The sequence below is a fragment of the Curvibacter sp. Hmag1.1 genome, assembly GCF_059769165.1.
In genome coordinates, this window is sequence record NZ_JBMBGX010000002.1 from 2402660 (window position 1) to 2418017 (window position 15358).

Below are 15358 nucleotides of genomic sequence, written 5' to 3' on the forward strand. Positions count from 1 at the left end.
TCTGACCGCTGACAACCGGCGGCAGTCTGCAGGCAAAAAAGCGATGGCAACCCCCTCGCTTTTTTGTTGCCCGGACACCGCCGAGTTCCAGCAAGAATGACCCGGACACCACCTTTATGTTGACCATCCTCTTTGACGGCATTGCCTACGGCATGTTGTTGTTCATCCTCGCGGTCGGCCTCGCCGTCACCATGGGCTTGATGAACTTCGTCAACCTCGCACACGGCGCCTTCGCCATGGTTGGCGGCTACGTCACCGTGCTGTTGATGCAGCGCCTGAATGTGCCTTTTCTTGTCTGCCTGCCCATTGCATTTCTAACGTCGGCTGTGCTGGGTGCCATCCTGGAGCGCACCTTGTATCGCCCCTTGTACAAGCGGCCGCACCTGGACCAGGTGATGTTCTCCATCGGCCTGACCTTCATGGCCGTGGCCGCGGTGGACTACTTTGTGGGCTCCACCCAGCAGATCATGCAGCTGCCTGAATGGCTCAAAGGCCGCACCGAAATCGGTGAGGGTGCCTGGATGCTGGGCATGGGCCACTACCGCCTGTTCATCATTGCTGTGTGTGCAGCACTGACCATTGCCCTGCAGCACATCCTGACCAAAACCCGCTTTGGCAGCCGCCTGCGCGCCTCGGTGGACGACCAGCGCGTGGCCGCCGGTTTGGGCATCAATGTGAATGTAGTGTTTCTGGCTACCTTCGCAGTGGGTTCCGGCCTTGCCGGTCTGGGCGGAGCGCTGGGCGCCGACGTGCTGGGCATGGATCCCACCTTCCCGCTCAAGTTCATGATTTACTTCTTGATCGTGGTGGCCGTGGGCGGTACCTCCAGCATTACCGGTCCGCTCTTGGCAGCGTTGCTCTTGGGCATTGCTGACGTCGCCGGCAAGTACTACATCCCCAAACTCGGCGCCTTCATTGTGTACAGCCTGATGATCATCATCCTGGTCTGGCGCCCGCAAGGCCTCTTTGTGCGCAAAGGTGGCAAGGCATGAACACCCCGGACTCCTCCTCCATGAACAACACCAATATCCTGATGCGTGCCGGCCGCTGGCGCTGGTGGGAGCTGCTGCTCTGGGCGGTGGCCCTGTCACTGCCCTGGGTCATGAACACCCACGCGCTCATCATCAACGAGATTGCCATCGTTGCCCTGTTTGCCCTGTCCCTGGACATCATCCTCGGGTACACCGGCATCGTGTCGCTGGGCCATGCGGCCTTCTTCGGCATGGGTGCCTATACCGCAGCCTTGTTCTCCAAGCACATCAACCCCGACCCCTTGTTCGGTCTGGCGGTGGCCATGGTCGTATCCACGGTGCTAGGTGCCATTTGCAGTGTGACCGTGCAGCGCGGTACCGACCTGACCCGCCTGATGGTGACCATGGGCGTGGGTCTGATCCTGATGGAACTCGCCAACAAGCTCGACTGGCTCACCGGCGGTGCCGACGGCCTGCAGGGCGTGATGATGGGCCCCTTGCTCGGCCGCTTCGAGTTCGACCTGTACGGCAGCACGGCCGCCACCTATTCCATCGTGGTGTTGTTCATCATGTTTGTGTTGGCACGCCGCTTTGTGAACTCGCCTTTCGGCAGCACGCTTAAGGCCATTCACGACAACCGCTTGCGCGCCATGGCCATCGGCATTCCCGTGGCCAGCCGCATCGCAGTGGCCTACACGGTAGCTGCAGGTGCTGCCGGCATGGCCGGGGCACTGCTGGCGCAGACCACCGGCTTTGCCTCGCTCGACGTATTTGAGTTCCACCGCTCAGCAGACTTGGTGTTGCTGCTGGTCATCGGCGGCGTGGGCTGGTTGTATGGCGGCGTCATCGGTGCCATTGTGTTCAAGGTGTTGCAAGACGCTATATCGAGCATCACCCCCCAGTACTGGACCTTCTGGATCGGCCTTTTCCTCGTGGTGCTCATGCTGGTGGGCCGCGAGCGTGTGGTGCGCCCCTGGACCTGGTTCGGCACATCGTCCTCCAAGAAGAAGGAAGGTGCTGCATGAGCGCCACCTCTACTCCCATGAATTCCAACACCGTACTCAGCGCGCAAGGGCTGGTGATGAAGTTTGGCGGCATCACCGCCACCAACAACGTCACGCTTAACCTGCAAAAAGGCGCGCGCCATGCACTCATCGGCCCCAACGGCGCCGGCAAAACCACGCTCATCAACTTGTTGACCGGCGTGCTCCAGCCCACGGAAGGCCGCATCGTGCTCGAGGGTGAGGACATCACGCATTTGGCACCGCACCAGCGTGTGCGCCGTGGCATGGTGCGTACCTTCCAGATCAACCAGCTCTTCGACAGCATGAGCCCGATGCAAACACTGGCCATGGTGGTCAGCCAGCACAAGGGTCTGGGCGGGAAGTGGTGGCAAGCGTTGGGAGCAGACCGCAGCGTGGTAGAGCGGTGCGAGCAGTTGCTCGAGCAGTTCCACCTCAGCAGCGTCATGCACCAGGAAACCCGGGTGCTGGCCTACGGCAAGCGCCGCTTGCTGGAGATTGCGATTGCGCTGGCCTGCGAGCCCCGCGTACTCTTGCTCGACGAACCGGTGGCCGGTGTGCCAGCCGGCGAGCGCGAAGAGCTGCTGCAAACCGTGGCAGCCCTGCCGGCGGATGTGTCCATCCTTTTGATTGAACATGACATGGATCTGGTCTTCAGCTTTGCAAACCGCATGACGGTGTTGGTCAACGGCACCATGCTCACCGAGGGCAACCCCGAAGAAATTGCCAATGACCCGCAGGTCAAGGCGGTGTACCTCGGCCACGCCGAAGGCGAAGGAGCCCACGCATGACCGAGCTGCTCAAAGTAGAAAACCTGTCTGCCGGTTACGGCGAGGCGGTGGTGTTGCACGGCGTGTCAGTGTCCATCAACGAAGGCGAAACGCTGGCGCTGCTGGGTCGCAATGGCACCGGCAAAACCACATTCATGAACACCCTGGCCGGCGCGACCCGGCAGCACGGCGGCACCATGCGCTTAGGGGGCGCCGACTTGCACAAAATGCCCCAGCACGAGCGGGCGGCCGCCGGTATCGGCTGGGTGCCGCAAGAGCGCAACATCTTCAAGTCGCTCACGGTGGATGAGAACCTCACCGCGGTGGCGCGCCCGGCCCGCGCCGGCCGCAAGGCTGCGATGTGGACCCCCGAGCGCGTGTACGAGCTATTTCCCCGTCTGGCCGAGCGCAAGACCAACTTGGGCACCCAGCTCTCCGGTGGCGAGCAGCAAATGCTGGCCGTGGGCCGCGCGCTGGTGCTGAACCCCACGCTTCTGCTGCTGGATGAGCCTTGTGAAGGCCTGGCGCCCATCATCGTGCAGGAGTTGTTGCGTGCCATCCGCCGCATCACCCGCGAAGAGGGCCTCTCTGCCATCATCGTGGAGCAGCACCCGCAAGCCATTCTGGCCATCAGCGATACCGCTGCGGTACTGGACCGCGGCACCGTGGTGCACAGTGGAACCGCCCAAGGACTGCGCGAGCAGCCTGAGCTGCTCGACAGGCTGCTGGGCGTGGCCCGGTAGTTGGTAATTTGCTATCAAAACATGAGCTGCTCGCGCATATTCCGTAGGCGCCAGCGGCTCTTTTTGTTCCAAGGAAGACAAGCATGAACCGTTTTACCCGCCGCAGCGCACTAGCTGCCATCGCTGCGTCTGCGCTGACCGCAGCAATACCCGCTCTTGCAGACGCCTTCCCGAGCAAGCCCATCCGCATCGTGGTGCCCTTCGGCGCCGGTGGTGTGGCCGATCTGACGGCCCGCACTGTGGCGCAAAAGCTCTCTGAGTCGCTGGGGCAGCCGGTCATCATCGACAACAAGCCCGGCGCCGGTGGTGTGGGCGCGGGCGAGGCAGTGGCCAAGGCGGAGCCCGATGGCCATACGCTGCTGCTCATGTCCAATGGCACGGCAGTGAGTGCCGGCCTCTTCAAGAGCCTGCCATTCGACGCGCAGCACGACTTCGCGCCCATCTCCACGCTGGGTTACTTTGACTTGGCCGTGCTCGCATCGGCCAATGCACCTTACAAAAATCTGGGCGAGCTCATGGCCTATGCCAAGGCCAACCCCGGCAAGCTCAATGTGGGCACCATCAACATCGGTAGCACCCAGCACCTTGCGGCCGAGTTGTTCAAGTCGCGCACCGGGCTGGACTTCTTGATCGTGCCCTTCAACGGCACACCCGCCCTCACCACGGCCCTGCGCGGTGGGCAGGTGGATGTGGCCATCGAAATCCTCGGGCCCATGATGGGCCAGGTCAACTCCAAGGCGGTGCGCCCGCTGGCCATTCTGGGGGACGAGCGCGCTGCGCAGGTGCCCGATGTGCCCACCGTCATGCAAAGTGGCGTGGCCAATTTCGATGTGTCGTCCTGGAATGCGCTGGCAGCGCCTGCCAAAACACCCAAGGACGTGATTGCGCGGCTGAACAAGGAAGTACAAGCCGCCTTGGCCCACCCCGATGTGAAGAAAAAGCTGTTTGAACTCAACGTGCAAGCCAAGGGCTCCTCGCCCGAGAAATTGGGCGAGCTGTTGGGCAGCGAAATCAAGCGCTGGAGCGAAGTCATTTCCAAAGCCGGTGTGCCGCGTTTGTAAAAGTTGCTATGGTTTCAGGAGCTGCTCGCGCATTTTGCATGGGCGCTAGCAGCCAATTACTTATAAATTCAAGGGTGGAAGATGAATCTGTCAGTGAGCCGGCTGGGACTGGTGGGGTATGGCGAAGTCGGGCGCATTTTCAGTGCCGGCTTGTTGCCGCACTTTCAAAGCGTCAGCGCATGGGACATCCAATTTCATGACGCTGCGGGAGCGGCCACCACGGGCGGCGTGCTGCAAGCGACCTCCATGCAAGCGCTGTGCGATGCGAGCGATTGGGTGATCAGCGCGGTGACCGCGTCCAACACCCTGTCGGTGGCGCAAGCTGCAGCCCCGCACCTTCGCGCGGGCATGGTGTTTCTGGACCTCAACTCCGCCTCTCCCGGCACCAAGCAGCAAGCCGCTGCACTGGTGCAGGCCACCGGTGCGCACTATGTGGAAGCCGGCGTCATGACCTCGGTGCCGCCCTATGGCATCCGCGTGCCCATGTTGCTGGGTGGCCCGCAGGCCGCCAGCTTGGCCGCCGCTTTGCAGGCGCTGGGCATGGATGCCAAGGCCGTGTCGGCCGACATCGGTGTGGCCTCGGCCATCAAAATGTGCCGCAGCGTCATGATCAAGGGGCTGGAGGCCCTGGTCATTGAGAGCTACACCACCGCGCGTGCCTACGGGGTGGAGACCCATGTCCTGCCCACATTGGCCGAAACCTTCCCGAGCATCGATTGGGAGAAGCAGGGCGCCTACTTCTTCAGCCGCGTCGCCCAGCACGGCCAGCGGCGCGCCGAAGAAATGCGCGAATCCGCCCGCACCGTGGGCGAGGTCGGCTTTGCGCCGACCATGGCCAGCGCCATTGCCGACAAACAGCAGTGGGTGGCTGACCAGGCCCGCACCGGAGCCTTTGCAAACGTCGCCCCCAACGCCATTTGGCAGGACTACGCCGACGCACTCCTCGCCCGCCGTTCCACTCACTGACAGGTTCTGATGCTTGATATCCTGGCCATCACCGGCCCCATTTACCTGTGCATTGCCATGGGTTACCTCTGCACCCGTACGGGTGTGTTCAGCAAACCGGATTTGCGGGTACTGGGCAAATTCGTGCTCAACCTGGCCTTGCCTGCGCTGCTGTTCAATGCCATTGCCCAGCGCCCCCTGCGGGATGTGATGCATATGGATTACCTGCTGGCCTATGGCCTTGGCTCAGGGGTCATGCTGCTGTGCAGTTACTTGTGGGCCCGCTATATGAACCGCAGCACCGGCAGCTACCGCGCCTTCTTTGCCATGGGCACCGCCTGCTCCAACAGCGGCTACATGGGCTACCCCGTGGCCCAACTGGTGCTGGGCAGCATTGCGCCGGTAGCGCTGGCGCTGAACATGCTGTTTGAAAACCTCATCAAGCTGCCCGTGCTGCTCACGCTGGCCGACAACGCCGATGCCGGCGCGCACCGCCCCTGGGGCACCGTGCTGCGGGACATCGCCCGGGGCTGGGTGCGCACGCCCATGCTGGTGGTGATTCCGTTGGCGCTGCTGGTGTCCGTCATGGGCTGGGCTCTACCCGGCCCATTGGCGCGCACCATCACGCTGTTCTCGCAGGTGACTACCGGCCTTGCGCTGTTTGTCATTGGCGGGGCTCTCGTCGGTTTGCAGCTCAAGGGCAAGCGCAGACTGGTGGGGCAAATCACCATCGGCAAGCTGGTGCTGCACCCGCTGTGCGTGTTTCTCGCGTTTACCTTTGTGGTGCCGATTGCTGACCCGCAGCTGCGCACCGCAGCCTTGCTGTTTGCTGCCATGCCCATGCTGGGCGTCTACCCCATCCTCGCGCTGAAGTACGGCCACGAAGAAGTGAGCGCAGCCACATTGCTGGCCGCGACAGTGGGCTCGTTCTTCACGTTGAATGTGCTGTTGTGGGTGTTGAAGCACTATCCGCTCTGAGGCGCATGGATGCCATGGTGCCAGTGCAGTCAGGCACTGCGGGGAGGCGCGTTGGCGTCAGTGATGCCGGTGTAATGCGCTCAGCGAACCCCTTTGAGCCCTTCGCCGCCCACCGCCTTGGTGACGGGGCAGTTGACCACGATGTCGGTGAGCTCGAGGCGGACCTGTCCGGCGTCTTCCGCAGCCAACAGCTCCTCCTCTGATGTCAGTACACGCGCCGTGTGAGGTGCGCGCCATGTGACCAGCACGAGTCGCCAGAGCGGGCTGTAGGCACTGTCCGCATTGAGCGCGCCGATAGGTCGTGGCGCTGACTGAAAAATGCTGATCTGCTCGTTCCCACTGAACTTGTAGACGCGTTCCAACAGGGACTGCGGCGCGCCTATGGCTTGGCGCAAGCGGGCGACGTAGTTCACGCCCATGGCGCTTGCCATGGCGGCGTCAGAGATATCGGTGGTTACATATTCCACCTGCCGGCCATCCACCCAGGCACGGCTCACGGGCAACACCGTTTCGCTGCGCTCCGCTGTGAGGTGGGCGCAGCCTGAAACCAGCACCGCCAAAAAAAGGAGTGCGCTTCTGCGGTGCACGTGAGTGTCCTCAGTCCGCCTTCACCCGCCCGCCACTGATCACCGGCTTCCAGCGGGCAATCTCGGCTGCAATCAGTTTGCCGAAGTTGGCAGGGGTGTCCGGCGTGGCGATGGCGCCTTCAGTGTTCAGACGGGTTTTGAGTTCGGGCGAGTTCAATGCCAGATTGATCTGGTTATTGAGCTTGGCCACCACATCAGCGGGCGTGCCGGCCGGAGCCACCACGCCGTACCACTGGTCAGCCTCGAAGTCTTTGTAGCCCGTTTCCGCCACGGTGGGCAGGTCCGGCAATGCGTCCAGGCGTTTGGGGCTGGAGACGGCCAGCGCACGCAGTTGCCCGGCCTTGATCTGGTTGATGACGGCTGGTGCACCGGTAAACAGCACCTGAATCTGGCCGCCCACCAGATCGGTCACTGCAGGCGCGGTGCCGCGGTAGGGGATGTGCAGCAGGGAGCTGCCGGTTTGCAGTTTGAAGTACTCTGTCGCCAGATTGGCCGCGCTGCCGTTGCCGCCGGAGCCGTAGTTCAGCTGGCCGGGTTTGGCCTTGGCCAGTGCCACCAGTTCTTTCACGCTCTTGGCCGGCACGCTGGGGTGCACCACCAAGACGTTGGGCACGCGTGCCACCCAGGCCACAGGCGCAAAGCTCTTGATGGGGTCGTAGGGCAGATTGGGGTAGAGCGAAGGGTTGACCGCCAGCGTCCCGATGTGGCCCATGAGCAGGGTGTAGCCGTCGGCCGGGGCTTTGGCCACGCGGTCGGCGCCAATCGAGCCGCCTGCACCGGGTACGTTGTCGATGACCACCGGCTGGCCCCAGGCTTCGTTGAGCTTCTGGCCGATGGCGCGCGCCAGGATGTCGGTGGACCCGCCGGGTGTGAACGGCACGACCAGCCGGATGGGTTTGGCAGGGTAGGTGCCGGCAGTCTGTGCCACTGCCGATTGCGATAGAAACAGGCCGCTAGCGCCTGTGAGTACTGCGCAAGTAGCTATCAATTTCGTAGTAAATGTTGCCATTTCTTTGTCTCCTTGTTGTGGGGTTTGACGGCAGTGTGCAGGGAGTGGCGATGGCAAAGCAAGCTGTGCTCGGCATAGCAGCTATGCAAAAACAAGCAGCGTGGCCTATCAGTGAATCGCCTCCAGCACCACCTTGCTCACTACGTCCATCGCCTTGCGTTGGGTCTGGGTGGTGGGGCGGCGGGCAGACCACACCAGCATCAGCTGGCTCATGATGCGCGGGCTGTGGATGGACTGCACGGTGAAAGTCTCGGGGTTGTCGAAGTTGCTCAGCGTGTAGCTAGGCAGCACAGCGTGGCCCATGCCTTCTTTCACCAGGTTCAGGATGGCGTTGAGCCCGTCCACTTCCAACAGTACTTCAGGCCGGCGGCCCAGGGCCATCATCTCGCCCTCCAGCAGGATGCGAAAGGCATTGGGCCGGCTGGGCAGGATGAGCGGTAGCGCCGCTACTTCTTTGAGGCTGATGGCGGGCGCCGTTTTGCCTTTGCCTTTTTTGCCGCCGCTGGGGTTGTGCGAGATGAGCGAGAGCTCGTCTTCATCCAGCGTGCTCATTTCCAGGTCGGTGCTCTGACCGGGGTTGTAAAGCACCGCCATGTCCAGGTTACCCAGGCGCAGGCCTTCGTGCATTTGCACCGAGAAGCCCTCGGTCAGCGTCAGGTGGGCGTGGGGCAGGGCTTCTCGAAAGGCTTTCACCAGCGGCACGGTAATCAGCTTGGACAGGCTGGGCGGCAGGCCTATGGACACCCTTCCGGCCAGCGCGCCGCGGGCGGCGCCCATCTCTTCGCGGGTGAGTTGCACCTGGTGCAGGATGCCGCGGCCGTGCTCCAGCAACAACTTGCCGGCTTCGGTGGGCACTGCGCCACGGCCATTGCGGGTGAGCAGGTTCTGGCGCAGCTCGACCTCGAGCAGGCGGATCTGGCGGCTCAGCGCAGGCTGGGCCACATCCAGCGAGATGGAGGCGCGGGTAAAACTGCCCATTTCGGCCACGCGCACAAAGTATTCCAACTGTTTCAAGTCCATAGCAACAAATCCATAGCGGCTTTCCGGAATGAGCGAGTTTCTTCTGAGAATAGCTGCGCGTCAATTATGCCGATATGTGATAGCTGCTAGTCGCCCCCTTGGCTTATCAAAGCCTGCTTGGCCGACCAGAATAGCCAGCATGCAAACCCCTGCCTTCCCCTCTCACGCCCCTGCGGGACTGACCCTGAAAGCTATCTCCTCCATGGCCACGCGCCAAGTGTTGACGGAGCTGGCAGAGGCGTATGAGGCCACCACGGGCGTGCAGCTCGCACTGGAGTCTGTGGGCGGAGTGGACGCGGCCAAGCGGGTGCAAGCGGGTGAGGTGTTCGACATCGTGTTTCTGGCGTCCGACGCCATTGACAAGCTGCTGGCGGCAGGCTTTCTTGAAGCCGGTAGCCGCGTGGACCTGGTGCACTCCGGCGTCGCCGTTGCGGTGAAAGAGGGCGCCGCGGCGCCCGACATTAGCTCGGAAGCGGCTGTGCGTGCAGCCGTGCTGGCAGCGCCTACCCTAAGCTACTCCACCGGCCCGAGCGGCGTGGCGCTGGCCAAGTTGTTTGAGCGCTGGGGCATTGCCGACGAGATTCAAAGTCGCATCGTGCAAGCGCCCCCCGGCGTGCCGGTGGGCACGCTGGTAGCGCGGGGCGAAGTGGCGTTGGGCTTACAGCAGCTCAGCGAATTGATCCATGTAAATGGCATCCGCATCGTGGGCCCGCTGCCCGCAGAGATACAGATCACCACCACTTTTTCTGCGGGCCTCGGCGTCCATAGCAGCCGAGCCGACGCCGTGCGCGCGCTGCTGGACTACATGGCATCGCCCCAGGCCCATGCCGCCAAGCTGCGCCAGGGCATGGAGCCCGCATAAGCACACATATCGACAACATCACCGGAGACTTCCATGATCATTGATTGCCACGGCCACTACACCACGGCCCCCAAGGCGCTGGAAAACTGGCGCAACGCCCAGATCGCCAACCTGTCCACCCCCGAACTGGGCCCCAAGGTAGCCGACCTGAAAATCAGCGACGACGAGCTGATCGAAACCATCGAATCCAATCAGCTGCGCCTGATGAAAGAGCGGGGCTCCGACCTCACCATCTTCAGCCCGCGCGCCAGCTTCATGGCCCACCACATTGGCGACTTCAACACCAGCGCCACCTGGGCGGCCATCTGCAACGAGCTGTGCTTCCGCGTGAGCCAGCTGTTCCCGGACCACTTCATTCCCGCAGCCATGCTGCCCCAAAGCCCCGGTGTGGACCCCGCTACCTGCATCCCCGAGCTGGTGAAGTGCGTGGAGCAGTACGGCAACGTGGGCATCAACCTGAACCCCGACCCCAGCGGCGGCCACTGGACATCGCCCCCCTTGAGCGACAAGCACTGGTACCCCATTTACGAGAAGATGGTGGAGTACGACATCCCCGCGATGATTCACGTGTCCACCAGCTGCAACGCCTGCTTCCACACCACCGGCGCTCACTACCTGAACGCGGACACCACTGCTTTCATGCAGTGCCTGACCAGTGATCTGTTCAAGCAATTTCCCACGCTCAAGTTCCTGATTCCGCATGGCGGCGGCGCAGTGCCTTACCACTGGGGCCGTTTCCGCGGCTTGGCGCAAGAACTCAAGAAGCCCTTGTTGGAAGAGCATTTGCTCAACAACATTTACTTCGACACCTGCGTGTACCACCAGCCCGGCATTGACTTGCTCAACACGGTGATCCCGGTGAAGAACGTGTTGTTTGCGTCCGAAATGATCGGCGCGGTGCGTGGTATTGATCCGCAGACCGGCCACTATTACGACGACACCAAGCGCTACATCGAAGCGTCCAAGATACTGAGCAACGAAGATCGTTTCCAGATTTACGAAGGAAATGCGCGGCGCGTGTTTCCGCGCTTGGATGCGGCTTTGAAGGCCAAGGGGCAGTAGTTTGGTTTTGCGCTGCTTTTGGAGGGCTCGGGGTGGCTATGTGTTTTGCTGCGTGTCCCCCGCCCGCTTTGCGGGCTCCTCCTTGACCTCCGCAAAACGCATAACCACCCCAAGCCTTGCGCTGCATGCTTGGAACGGCGGAGTAAAAACAAGTTTGTTCGCAGCGGCAGAGTAGGGGTGAGTGCCGTAGTGAAGTCAAGGGGGAGCCCGCAAAGCGGGCGGGGGACATGAACGAAGGTACTTGCCCCTGCTCTGCGGCGGGTCCAGCGAAAAGCAGGTCCAGTGAGAAATGCAGCCAGAAATATTAAGGAGTCTTGAATATGTATGAACTAGGCGTTTGCTACCGCAACATCACCCGCGCAGACCGCACAGCCGCAGACGGCTTGGCCGCCTTGGGCTCTGCCACAGTGCACGAAGCCATGGGCCGCGTGGGCTTGCTCAAGCCCTACATGCGCCCCATCCAGAGCGGCGTGCAGGTGTCAGGCACCGCAGTGACCGTGCTGCTGCAACCCGGCGACAACTGGATGATGCATGTGGCCGCCGAGCAGATCCAGCCCGGCGATATCGTGGTGGCCACGGTGACTGCGGAGTGCACCGACGGTTTCTTCGGTGACCTGCTGGCAACCAGCTTCCAAGCCCGCGGCGCCCGCGCCCTCATCATCGATGGCGGTGTGCGCGACGTGAAAGAGCTGCAGCGCATGGGCTTTCCCGTGTGGAGCAAGGCCATCAGCAGCAAGGGCACCATCAAGGCCACCTTGGGCTCGGTAAACATTCCTATCGTCTGCGCCGGCATGCTGGTGACCCCCGGTGATGTGATCGTGGCGGACGACGATGGCGTGGTGTGCGTGCCCGCAGCCAAAGCCGTTGCCACGCTGGCCGCTGCCCAGAAGCGTGAAAGCTTCGAAGGCGAAAAGCGCGAGAAGCTGGCCGCCGGCGTGCTGGGGCTGGACATGTACAAGATGCGCGAGCCCTTGGCTGCGCTGGGTTTGAAGTACATCGACTGAAAGCCCACTATGACCAAACCTACTTCGGGTGACTTCACCAAAACTGCTGGGTGGATGGACTGGTACACCGGTCCATCTACGCCTACCTTCAAGTTGCCTGCAGGCGCTGTCGACGCGCACTGCCATGTGTTCGGCCCCGGTGCCGAATTTCCCTATGCGCCCGAGCGCAAGTACACGCCGTGTGATGCCTCCAAGCACCAGCTGTTCGCCTTGCGCGACCACTTGGGCTTTGAGAAGAACGTCATCGTGCAAGCGACCTGTCACGGCGCTGACAACCGTGCCATGGTGGATGCACTCATCGCCAGCAATGGCAAAGCGCGCGGAGTGGCCACCGTCAAGCGCAGCGTTACTGATGAAGAGATCCAGGCCATGCATGATGCCGGTGTGCGCGGCGTACGCTTCAACTTCGTCAAGCGCCTGGTGGACTTCACGCCCAAGGACGAGCTGATGGAAATTGCCGGCCGCATTGCGAAGTGGGGCTGGCACGTGGTGATCTACTTTGAGGCGGTGGACCTGCCCGAGTTGTGGGATTTTTTCACCGCACTGCCCACTACGGTGGTGGTGGACCACATGGGCCGGCCCGATGTGTCGCTGCCGGTAGACGGACCGCAATTCGCCTTGTTTGAAAAGTTTATGCGCGAGCACAGCAATGTGTGGAGCAAGGTGAGTTGCCCTGAGCGTTTGAGCGTCAGTGGCCCCAAGGCTTTGAACGGCGAGCAACACGCTTACCGCGATGTGATCCCGTTTGCCAAGCGTATCGTGGAGCAGTTCCCCGACCGTGTGCTCTGGGGCACCGACTGGCCGCACCCCAACCTGAAGGACCACATGCCCGATGACGGCCTGCTGGTGGACTTCATTCCCCACATCGCCACTACCGCCGAACTGCAACGCAAGCTGCTGGTGGACAACCCCAACCGCCTCTATTGGCCTGAAACCCTGAAAGACTGATATGGCACTCGACAAACCTTACCAGGACATCCCCGGCACCATCATTTTTGATGCCGAACAGAGCCGCAAAGGCTACTGGCTCAACCAGTTCTGCATGAGCCTGATGAAGGCCGACAACCGCGCGCGCTTCAAGGCGGACCAACGCGCCTACCTGAACGAATGGCCCATGAGCGAGGACCAACGTCAGGCCGTGATCGACATGGACCTGAACCGCGCCATGCAGCTGGGCGGCAATATCTACTTCCTGGCCAAGATCGGCGCCACCCATGGCCGCAGCTTCCAGCAGATGGCCGGCAGCATGACCGGCATGACCGAAGAAGAGTACCGCGCCATGATGCTGGCCGGCGGCCGCTCGGCCGAAGGAAACCGCTACATCGGTGAGGACGGCGACGCCCAGGCCCACCGCCAACCCCAAGGCCAACAATCCACCGTTGCTGGCAAGAAAGACTGAGCCCCATGGCCAAAATTACCGCCTCTGTATTCACCTCCCACGTGCCGGCCATCGGCGCCGCCATGGATCTAGGCAAGACCCAGGAGGACTACTGGAAGCCGCTGTTTGCCGGCTATGAGTATTCCAAGCAGTGGATGAAGGACAACAAGCCTGACGTGATCTTCCTGGTCTTCAATGACCACGCGACCGCCTTCAGCCTGGACATGATTCCCACCTTCGCTATTGGCACGGCCGCGGAGTACACACCGGCCGACGAGGGCTTCGGCCCCCGCCCGGTGCCCAAGGTGCAAGGCCACCCTGACCTGGCCTCGCACATTGCTCACTCGGTGATCCAGCAGGACTTTGACCTCACCATCGTCAACAAAATGGATGTGGACCACGGCCTGACCGTCCCCCTGAGCCTGATGTGCGGCGAAAAAGACCCGGTGAATGACAGCTGGCCCTGCCCGGTGATTCCGTTTGCAGTCAACGTGGTGCAGTACCCCGTGCCCAGCGGCCAGCGCTGCTTCAACTTGGGCAAGGCGATCCGCAAGGCGGTGGAAAGCTACGACGAAGATCTGAATGTGCACATCTGGGGCACCGGTGGCATGAGCCACCAGCTGCAAGGCGCGCGTGCCGGCCTGATCAACCGCGAGTGGGATAACGCCTGGCTGGACCAGATGATTGCTGACCCGGCCGCCTGCGCCGCCACGCCGCACATCGACTATGTGCGCGAAGCCGGTAGCGAAGGCATTGAGCTGGTGATGTGGCTGATCGCCCGCGGCGCCATGTCGGATGTGCCCTACGATGCTACAGATTTAGAAGCAGCCCGCGCACATTCCGTGAGCGTCAAGCACCGTTTTTATCATGTGCCCGCCAGCAACACGGCGGTGGGACACCTCATTCTGGAAAACAACTGATATGACCAAAACCATCAAAGTGGCGCTGGCAGGCGCTGGCGCATTCGGTGTCAAACACCTGGACGGCATCCAAAACATCGAGGGCGTGGAAGTCATCTCCCTCATTGGCCGTGAACTGGATAAAACCAAAGAGATCGCTGCCAAGTACGGCGTGGGCCATGTGACCACCGAACTGTCTGAAAGCCTGGCAATCCCTGAACTGGACGCCGTGATTTTGTGCACCCCGACCCAGATGCACGCCGAGCAAACACTGGCTTGTTTGAAAGCCGGTAAGCACGTGCAAGTGGAAATCCCCTTGGCTGATAGCTGGGCCGGCGCGGACGCCGTCGTGGCCGAGCAGAAGAAGACCGGTCTGGTTGCCATGTGCGGGCATACCCGCCGCTTCAACCCGAGCCACCAGTATGTGAACCAGCAGATCACGGCCGGCAAGTTCAACATCCAGCAGATGGACGTGCAGACCTACTTCTTCCGCCGCACCAACACCAACGCGCTGGGCCAAGCCCGCAGCTGGACCGACCACCTGCTGTGGCACCACGCTGCGCATACCGTGGACTTGTTTGCCTACCAGGCCAATAGCCCCATCGTGCAGGCCAACGCCATCCAGGGCCCCATCCACCCGGTGCTGGGCATCGCCATGGACATGAGCATCCAGCTGCGCGCTGCCAATGGCGCGATCTGTACCCTGAGCCTGAGCTTCAACAACGACGGCCCCTTGGGCACCTACTTCCGCTACATCGGCGACACAGCGACTTATATCGCCCGTTACGACGACCTGTTCACCGGCAAGGAAGAGAAAATCGACGTGAGCAACGTGGCCGTCAGCATGAACGGCATCGAGCTGCAAGACCGCGAGTTCTTTGCCGCCATCAAGGAAGGCCGTGAACCCAACTCCAGCGTGGGGCGCGTGCTGGACTGCTACCGCGTGTTGCACCAGTTGGAGCAGCAACTGGCGCAGCAAGGCTAAGGTCAGGCCTACAATCCGGCAACAGCGCGGCCGCGGGGCCGCGTTGTTGTTTCTGACGAGGT

Annotated in this window: 17 protein-coding genes; 14 read left to right on the forward strand and 3 right to left on the reverse strand. The window is 62.0% G+C overall.

The genetic code is table 11. The annotated features are described in order from the left end of the window. Positions 1 to 116: 116 nt before the first annotated feature. From ACOAP0_RS12020 to ACOAP0_RS12050, 7 genes are all read left to right on the forward strand, one after another. Positions 117 to 992, forward strand: a complete 876-nt coding sequence (locus ACOAP0_RS12020; protein ID WP_087496137.1) for a branched-chain amino acid ABC transporter permease — start codon at positions 117 to 119, stop codon at positions 990 to 992. Continuing rightward, positions 989 to 1996 (forward strand): branched-chain amino acid ABC transporter permease, encoded by a 1008-nt coding sequence (locus ACOAP0_RS12025; protein WP_313868479.1) that lies wholly within the window; start codon positions 989 to 991, stop codon positions 1994 to 1996. The genes ACOAP0_RS12020 and ACOAP0_RS12025 overlap by 4 nt, the downstream gene beginning before the upstream one ends. Next, complete coding sequence (locus ACOAP0_RS12030) at positions 1993 to 2784, forward strand: ABC transporter ATP-binding protein (protein WP_087496139.1); 792 nt, start codon at positions 1993 to 1995, stop codon at positions 2782 to 2784. Before ACOAP0_RS12025 ends, ACOAP0_RS12030 begins: the two co-directional genes overlap by 4 nt. Continuing rightward, positions 2781 to 3506: an ABC transporter ATP-binding protein gene (locus tag ACOAP0_RS12035; RefSeq protein WP_498376579.1), complete on the forward strand. Its 726-nt coding sequence runs from the start codon at positions 2781 to 2783 to the stop codon at positions 3504 to 3506. Before ACOAP0_RS12030 ends, ACOAP0_RS12035 begins: the two co-directional genes overlap by 4 nt. Positions 3507 to 3589: 83 nt before the next feature. Further along, a complete protein-coding gene (locus ACOAP0_RS12040) occupies positions 3590 to 4567 on the forward strand; it encodes a Bug family tripartite tricarboxylate transporter substrate binding protein (protein ID WP_481873563.1) in 978 nt (325 codons plus the stop codon). Between the two features lie 81 nt (positions 4568 to 4648). Beyond that, on the forward strand, positions 4649 to 5533 hold the full coding sequence (locus ACOAP0_RS12045; RefSeq protein ID WP_498376580.1) for a DUF1932 domain-containing protein: 885 nt from the start codon (positions 4649 to 4651) through the stop codon (positions 5531 to 5533). A gap of 9 nt (positions 5534 to 5542) precedes the next feature. Beyond that, positions 5543 to 6490 carry an AEC family transporter gene (locus tag ACOAP0_RS12050; protein ID WP_087496142.1) on the forward strand — a complete coding sequence of 316 codons (948 nt, stop codon included), beginning with the start codon at positions 5543 to 5545 and terminating at the stop codon, positions 6488 to 6490. An 80-nt stretch (positions 6491 to 6570) separates the two neighbouring features. Here the strand turns inward: ACOAP0_RS12050 and ACOAP0_RS12055 are convergent, their stop codons facing one another. From ACOAP0_RS12055 to ACOAP0_RS12065, 3 genes are all read right to left on the reverse strand, one after another. Then, the gene (locus tag ACOAP0_RS12055; protein WP_498376581.1) at positions 6571 to 7077 is read right to left on the reverse strand and encodes a DUF7482 domain-containing protein; all 507 of its coding nucleotides are present in this window, start codon (positions 7075 to 7077) and stop codon (positions 6571 to 6573) included. Between the two features lie 10 nt (positions 7078 to 7087). Then, positions 7088 to 8086, reverse strand: coding sequence for a Bug family tripartite tricarboxylate transporter substrate binding protein (locus ACOAP0_RS12060; protein WP_498376582.1), 999 nt, complete (start codon positions 8084 to 8086; stop codon positions 7088 to 7090). 108 nt (positions 8087 to 8194) lie between these two features. Further along, entirely contained in the window at positions 8195 to 9106 is a 912-nt protein-coding gene (locus ACOAP0_RS12065; RefSeq protein ID WP_498376583.1) for a LysR family transcriptional regulator, read from the reverse strand. Between the two features lie 139 nt (positions 9107 to 9245). On the opposite strand from ACOAP0_RS12065, the gene ACOAP0_RS12070 reads away from it, so the two are divergent. From ACOAP0_RS12070 to ACOAP0_RS12100, 7 genes are all read left to right on the forward strand, one after another. After that, positions 9246 to 9968 (forward strand): substrate-binding domain-containing protein, encoded by a 723-nt coding sequence (locus tag ACOAP0_RS12070; protein ID WP_498376584.1) that lies wholly within the window; start codon positions 9246 to 9248, stop codon positions 9966 to 9968. A 33-nt stretch (positions 9969 to 10001) separates the two neighbouring features. Continuing rightward, on the forward strand, positions 10002 to 11030 hold the full coding sequence (locus ACOAP0_RS12075; RefSeq protein WP_498376585.1) for an amidohydrolase family protein: 1029 nt from the start codon (positions 10002 to 10004) through the stop codon (positions 11028 to 11030). A 320-nt stretch (positions 11031 to 11350) separates the two neighbouring features. Continuing rightward, positions 11351 to 12034 carry a 4-carboxy-4-hydroxy-2-oxoadipate aldolase/oxaloacetate decarboxylase gene (gene ligK / locus ACOAP0_RS12080; protein WP_498376586.1) on the forward strand — a complete coding sequence of 228 codons (684 nt, stop codon included), beginning with the start codon at positions 11351 to 11353 and terminating at the stop codon, positions 12032 to 12034. A 9-nt stretch (positions 12035 to 12043) separates the two neighbouring features. Beyond that, entirely contained in the window at positions 12044 to 12982 is a 939-nt protein-coding gene (locus tag ACOAP0_RS12085) for an amidohydrolase family protein (RefSeq protein WP_498376587.1), read from the forward strand. A 1-nt stretch (position 12983) separates the two neighbouring features. Then, positions 12984 to 13433: a protocatechuate 4,5-dioxygenase subunit alpha gene (gene ligA, locus ACOAP0_RS12090; RefSeq protein WP_498376588.1), complete on the forward strand. Its 450-nt coding sequence runs from the start codon at positions 12984 to 12986 to the stop codon at positions 13431 to 13433. Between the two features lie 5 nt (positions 13434 to 13438). Next, positions 13439 to 14332 (forward strand): class III extradiol dioxygenase subunit beta, encoded by an 894-nt coding sequence (locus ACOAP0_RS12095; protein WP_498376589.1) that lies wholly within the window; start codon positions 13439 to 13441, stop codon positions 14330 to 14332. Position 14333: 1 nt separating this feature from the next. Continuing rightward, a complete protein-coding gene (locus tag ACOAP0_RS12100; RefSeq protein ID WP_498376590.1) occupies positions 14334 to 15296 on the forward strand; it encodes a Gfo/Idh/MocA family oxidoreductase in 963 nt (320 codons plus the stop codon). Positions 15297 to 15358 lie beyond the last annotated feature (62 nt).

What these genes read in the sequence shown, in the direction of transcription:
- ACOAP0_RS12020 (WP_087496137.1), top strand. Translation starts at nt 117, where the DNA reads ATGTTGACCATCCTCTTTGACGGCATTGCCTACGGCATGTTGTTGTTC.
- ACOAP0_RS12025 (WP_313868479.1), top strand. Translation starts at nt 989, where the DNA reads ATGAACACCCCGGACTCCTCCTCCATGAACAACACCAATATCCTGATG.
- ACOAP0_RS12030 (WP_087496139.1), top strand. Translation starts at nt 1,993, where the DNA reads ATGAGCGCCACCTCTACTCCCATGAATTCCAACACCGTACTCAGCGCG.
- ACOAP0_RS12035 (WP_498376579.1), top strand. Translation starts at nt 2,781, where the DNA reads ATGACCGAGCTGCTCAAAGTAGAAAACCTGTCTGCCGGTTACGGCGAG.
- ACOAP0_RS12040 (WP_481873563.1), top strand. Translation starts at nt 3,590, where the DNA reads ATGAACCGTTTTACCCGCCGCAGCGCACTAGCTGCCATCGCTGCGTCT.
- ACOAP0_RS12045 (WP_498376580.1), top strand. Translation starts at nt 4,649, where the DNA reads ATGAATCTGTCAGTGAGCCGGCTGGGACTGGTGGGGTATGGCGAAGTC.
- ACOAP0_RS12050 (WP_087496142.1), top strand. Translation starts at nt 5,543, where the DNA reads ATGCTTGATATCCTGGCCATCACCGGCCCCATTTACCTGTGCATTGCC.
- ACOAP0_RS12060 (WP_498376582.1), bottom strand. Translation starts at nt 8,086, where the DNA reads ATGGCAACATTTACTACGAAATTGATAGCTACTTGCGCAGTACTCACA.
- ACOAP0_RS12065 (WP_498376583.1), bottom strand. Translation starts at nt 9,106, where the DNA reads ATGGACTTGAAACAGTTGGAATACTTTGTGCGCGTGGCCGAAATGGGC.
- ACOAP0_RS12070 (WP_498376584.1), top strand. Translation starts at nt 9,246, where the DNA reads ATGCAAACCCCTGCCTTCCCCTCTCACGCCCCTGCGGGACTGACCCTG.
- ACOAP0_RS12075 (WP_498376585.1), top strand. Translation starts at nt 10,002, where the DNA reads ATGATCATTGATTGCCACGGCCACTACACCACGGCCCCCAAGGCGCTG.
- ligK (WP_498376586.1), top strand. Translation starts at nt 11,351, where the DNA reads ATGTATGAACTAGGCGTTTGCTACCGCAACATCACCCGCGCAGACCGC.
- ACOAP0_RS12085 (WP_498376587.1), top strand. Translation starts at nt 12,044, where the DNA reads ATGACCAAACCTACTTCGGGTGACTTCACCAAAACTGCTGGGTGGATG.
- ligA (WP_498376588.1), top strand. Translation starts at nt 12,984, where the DNA reads ATGGCACTCGACAAACCTTACCAGGACATCCCCGGCACCATCATTTTT.
- ACOAP0_RS12095 (WP_498376589.1), top strand. Translation starts at nt 13,439, where the DNA reads ATGGCCAAAATTACCGCCTCTGTATTCACCTCCCACGTGCCGGCCATC.
- ACOAP0_RS12100 (WP_498376590.1), top strand. Translation starts at nt 14,334, where the DNA reads ATGACCAAAACCATCAAAGTGGCGCTGGCAGGCGCTGGCGCATTCGGT.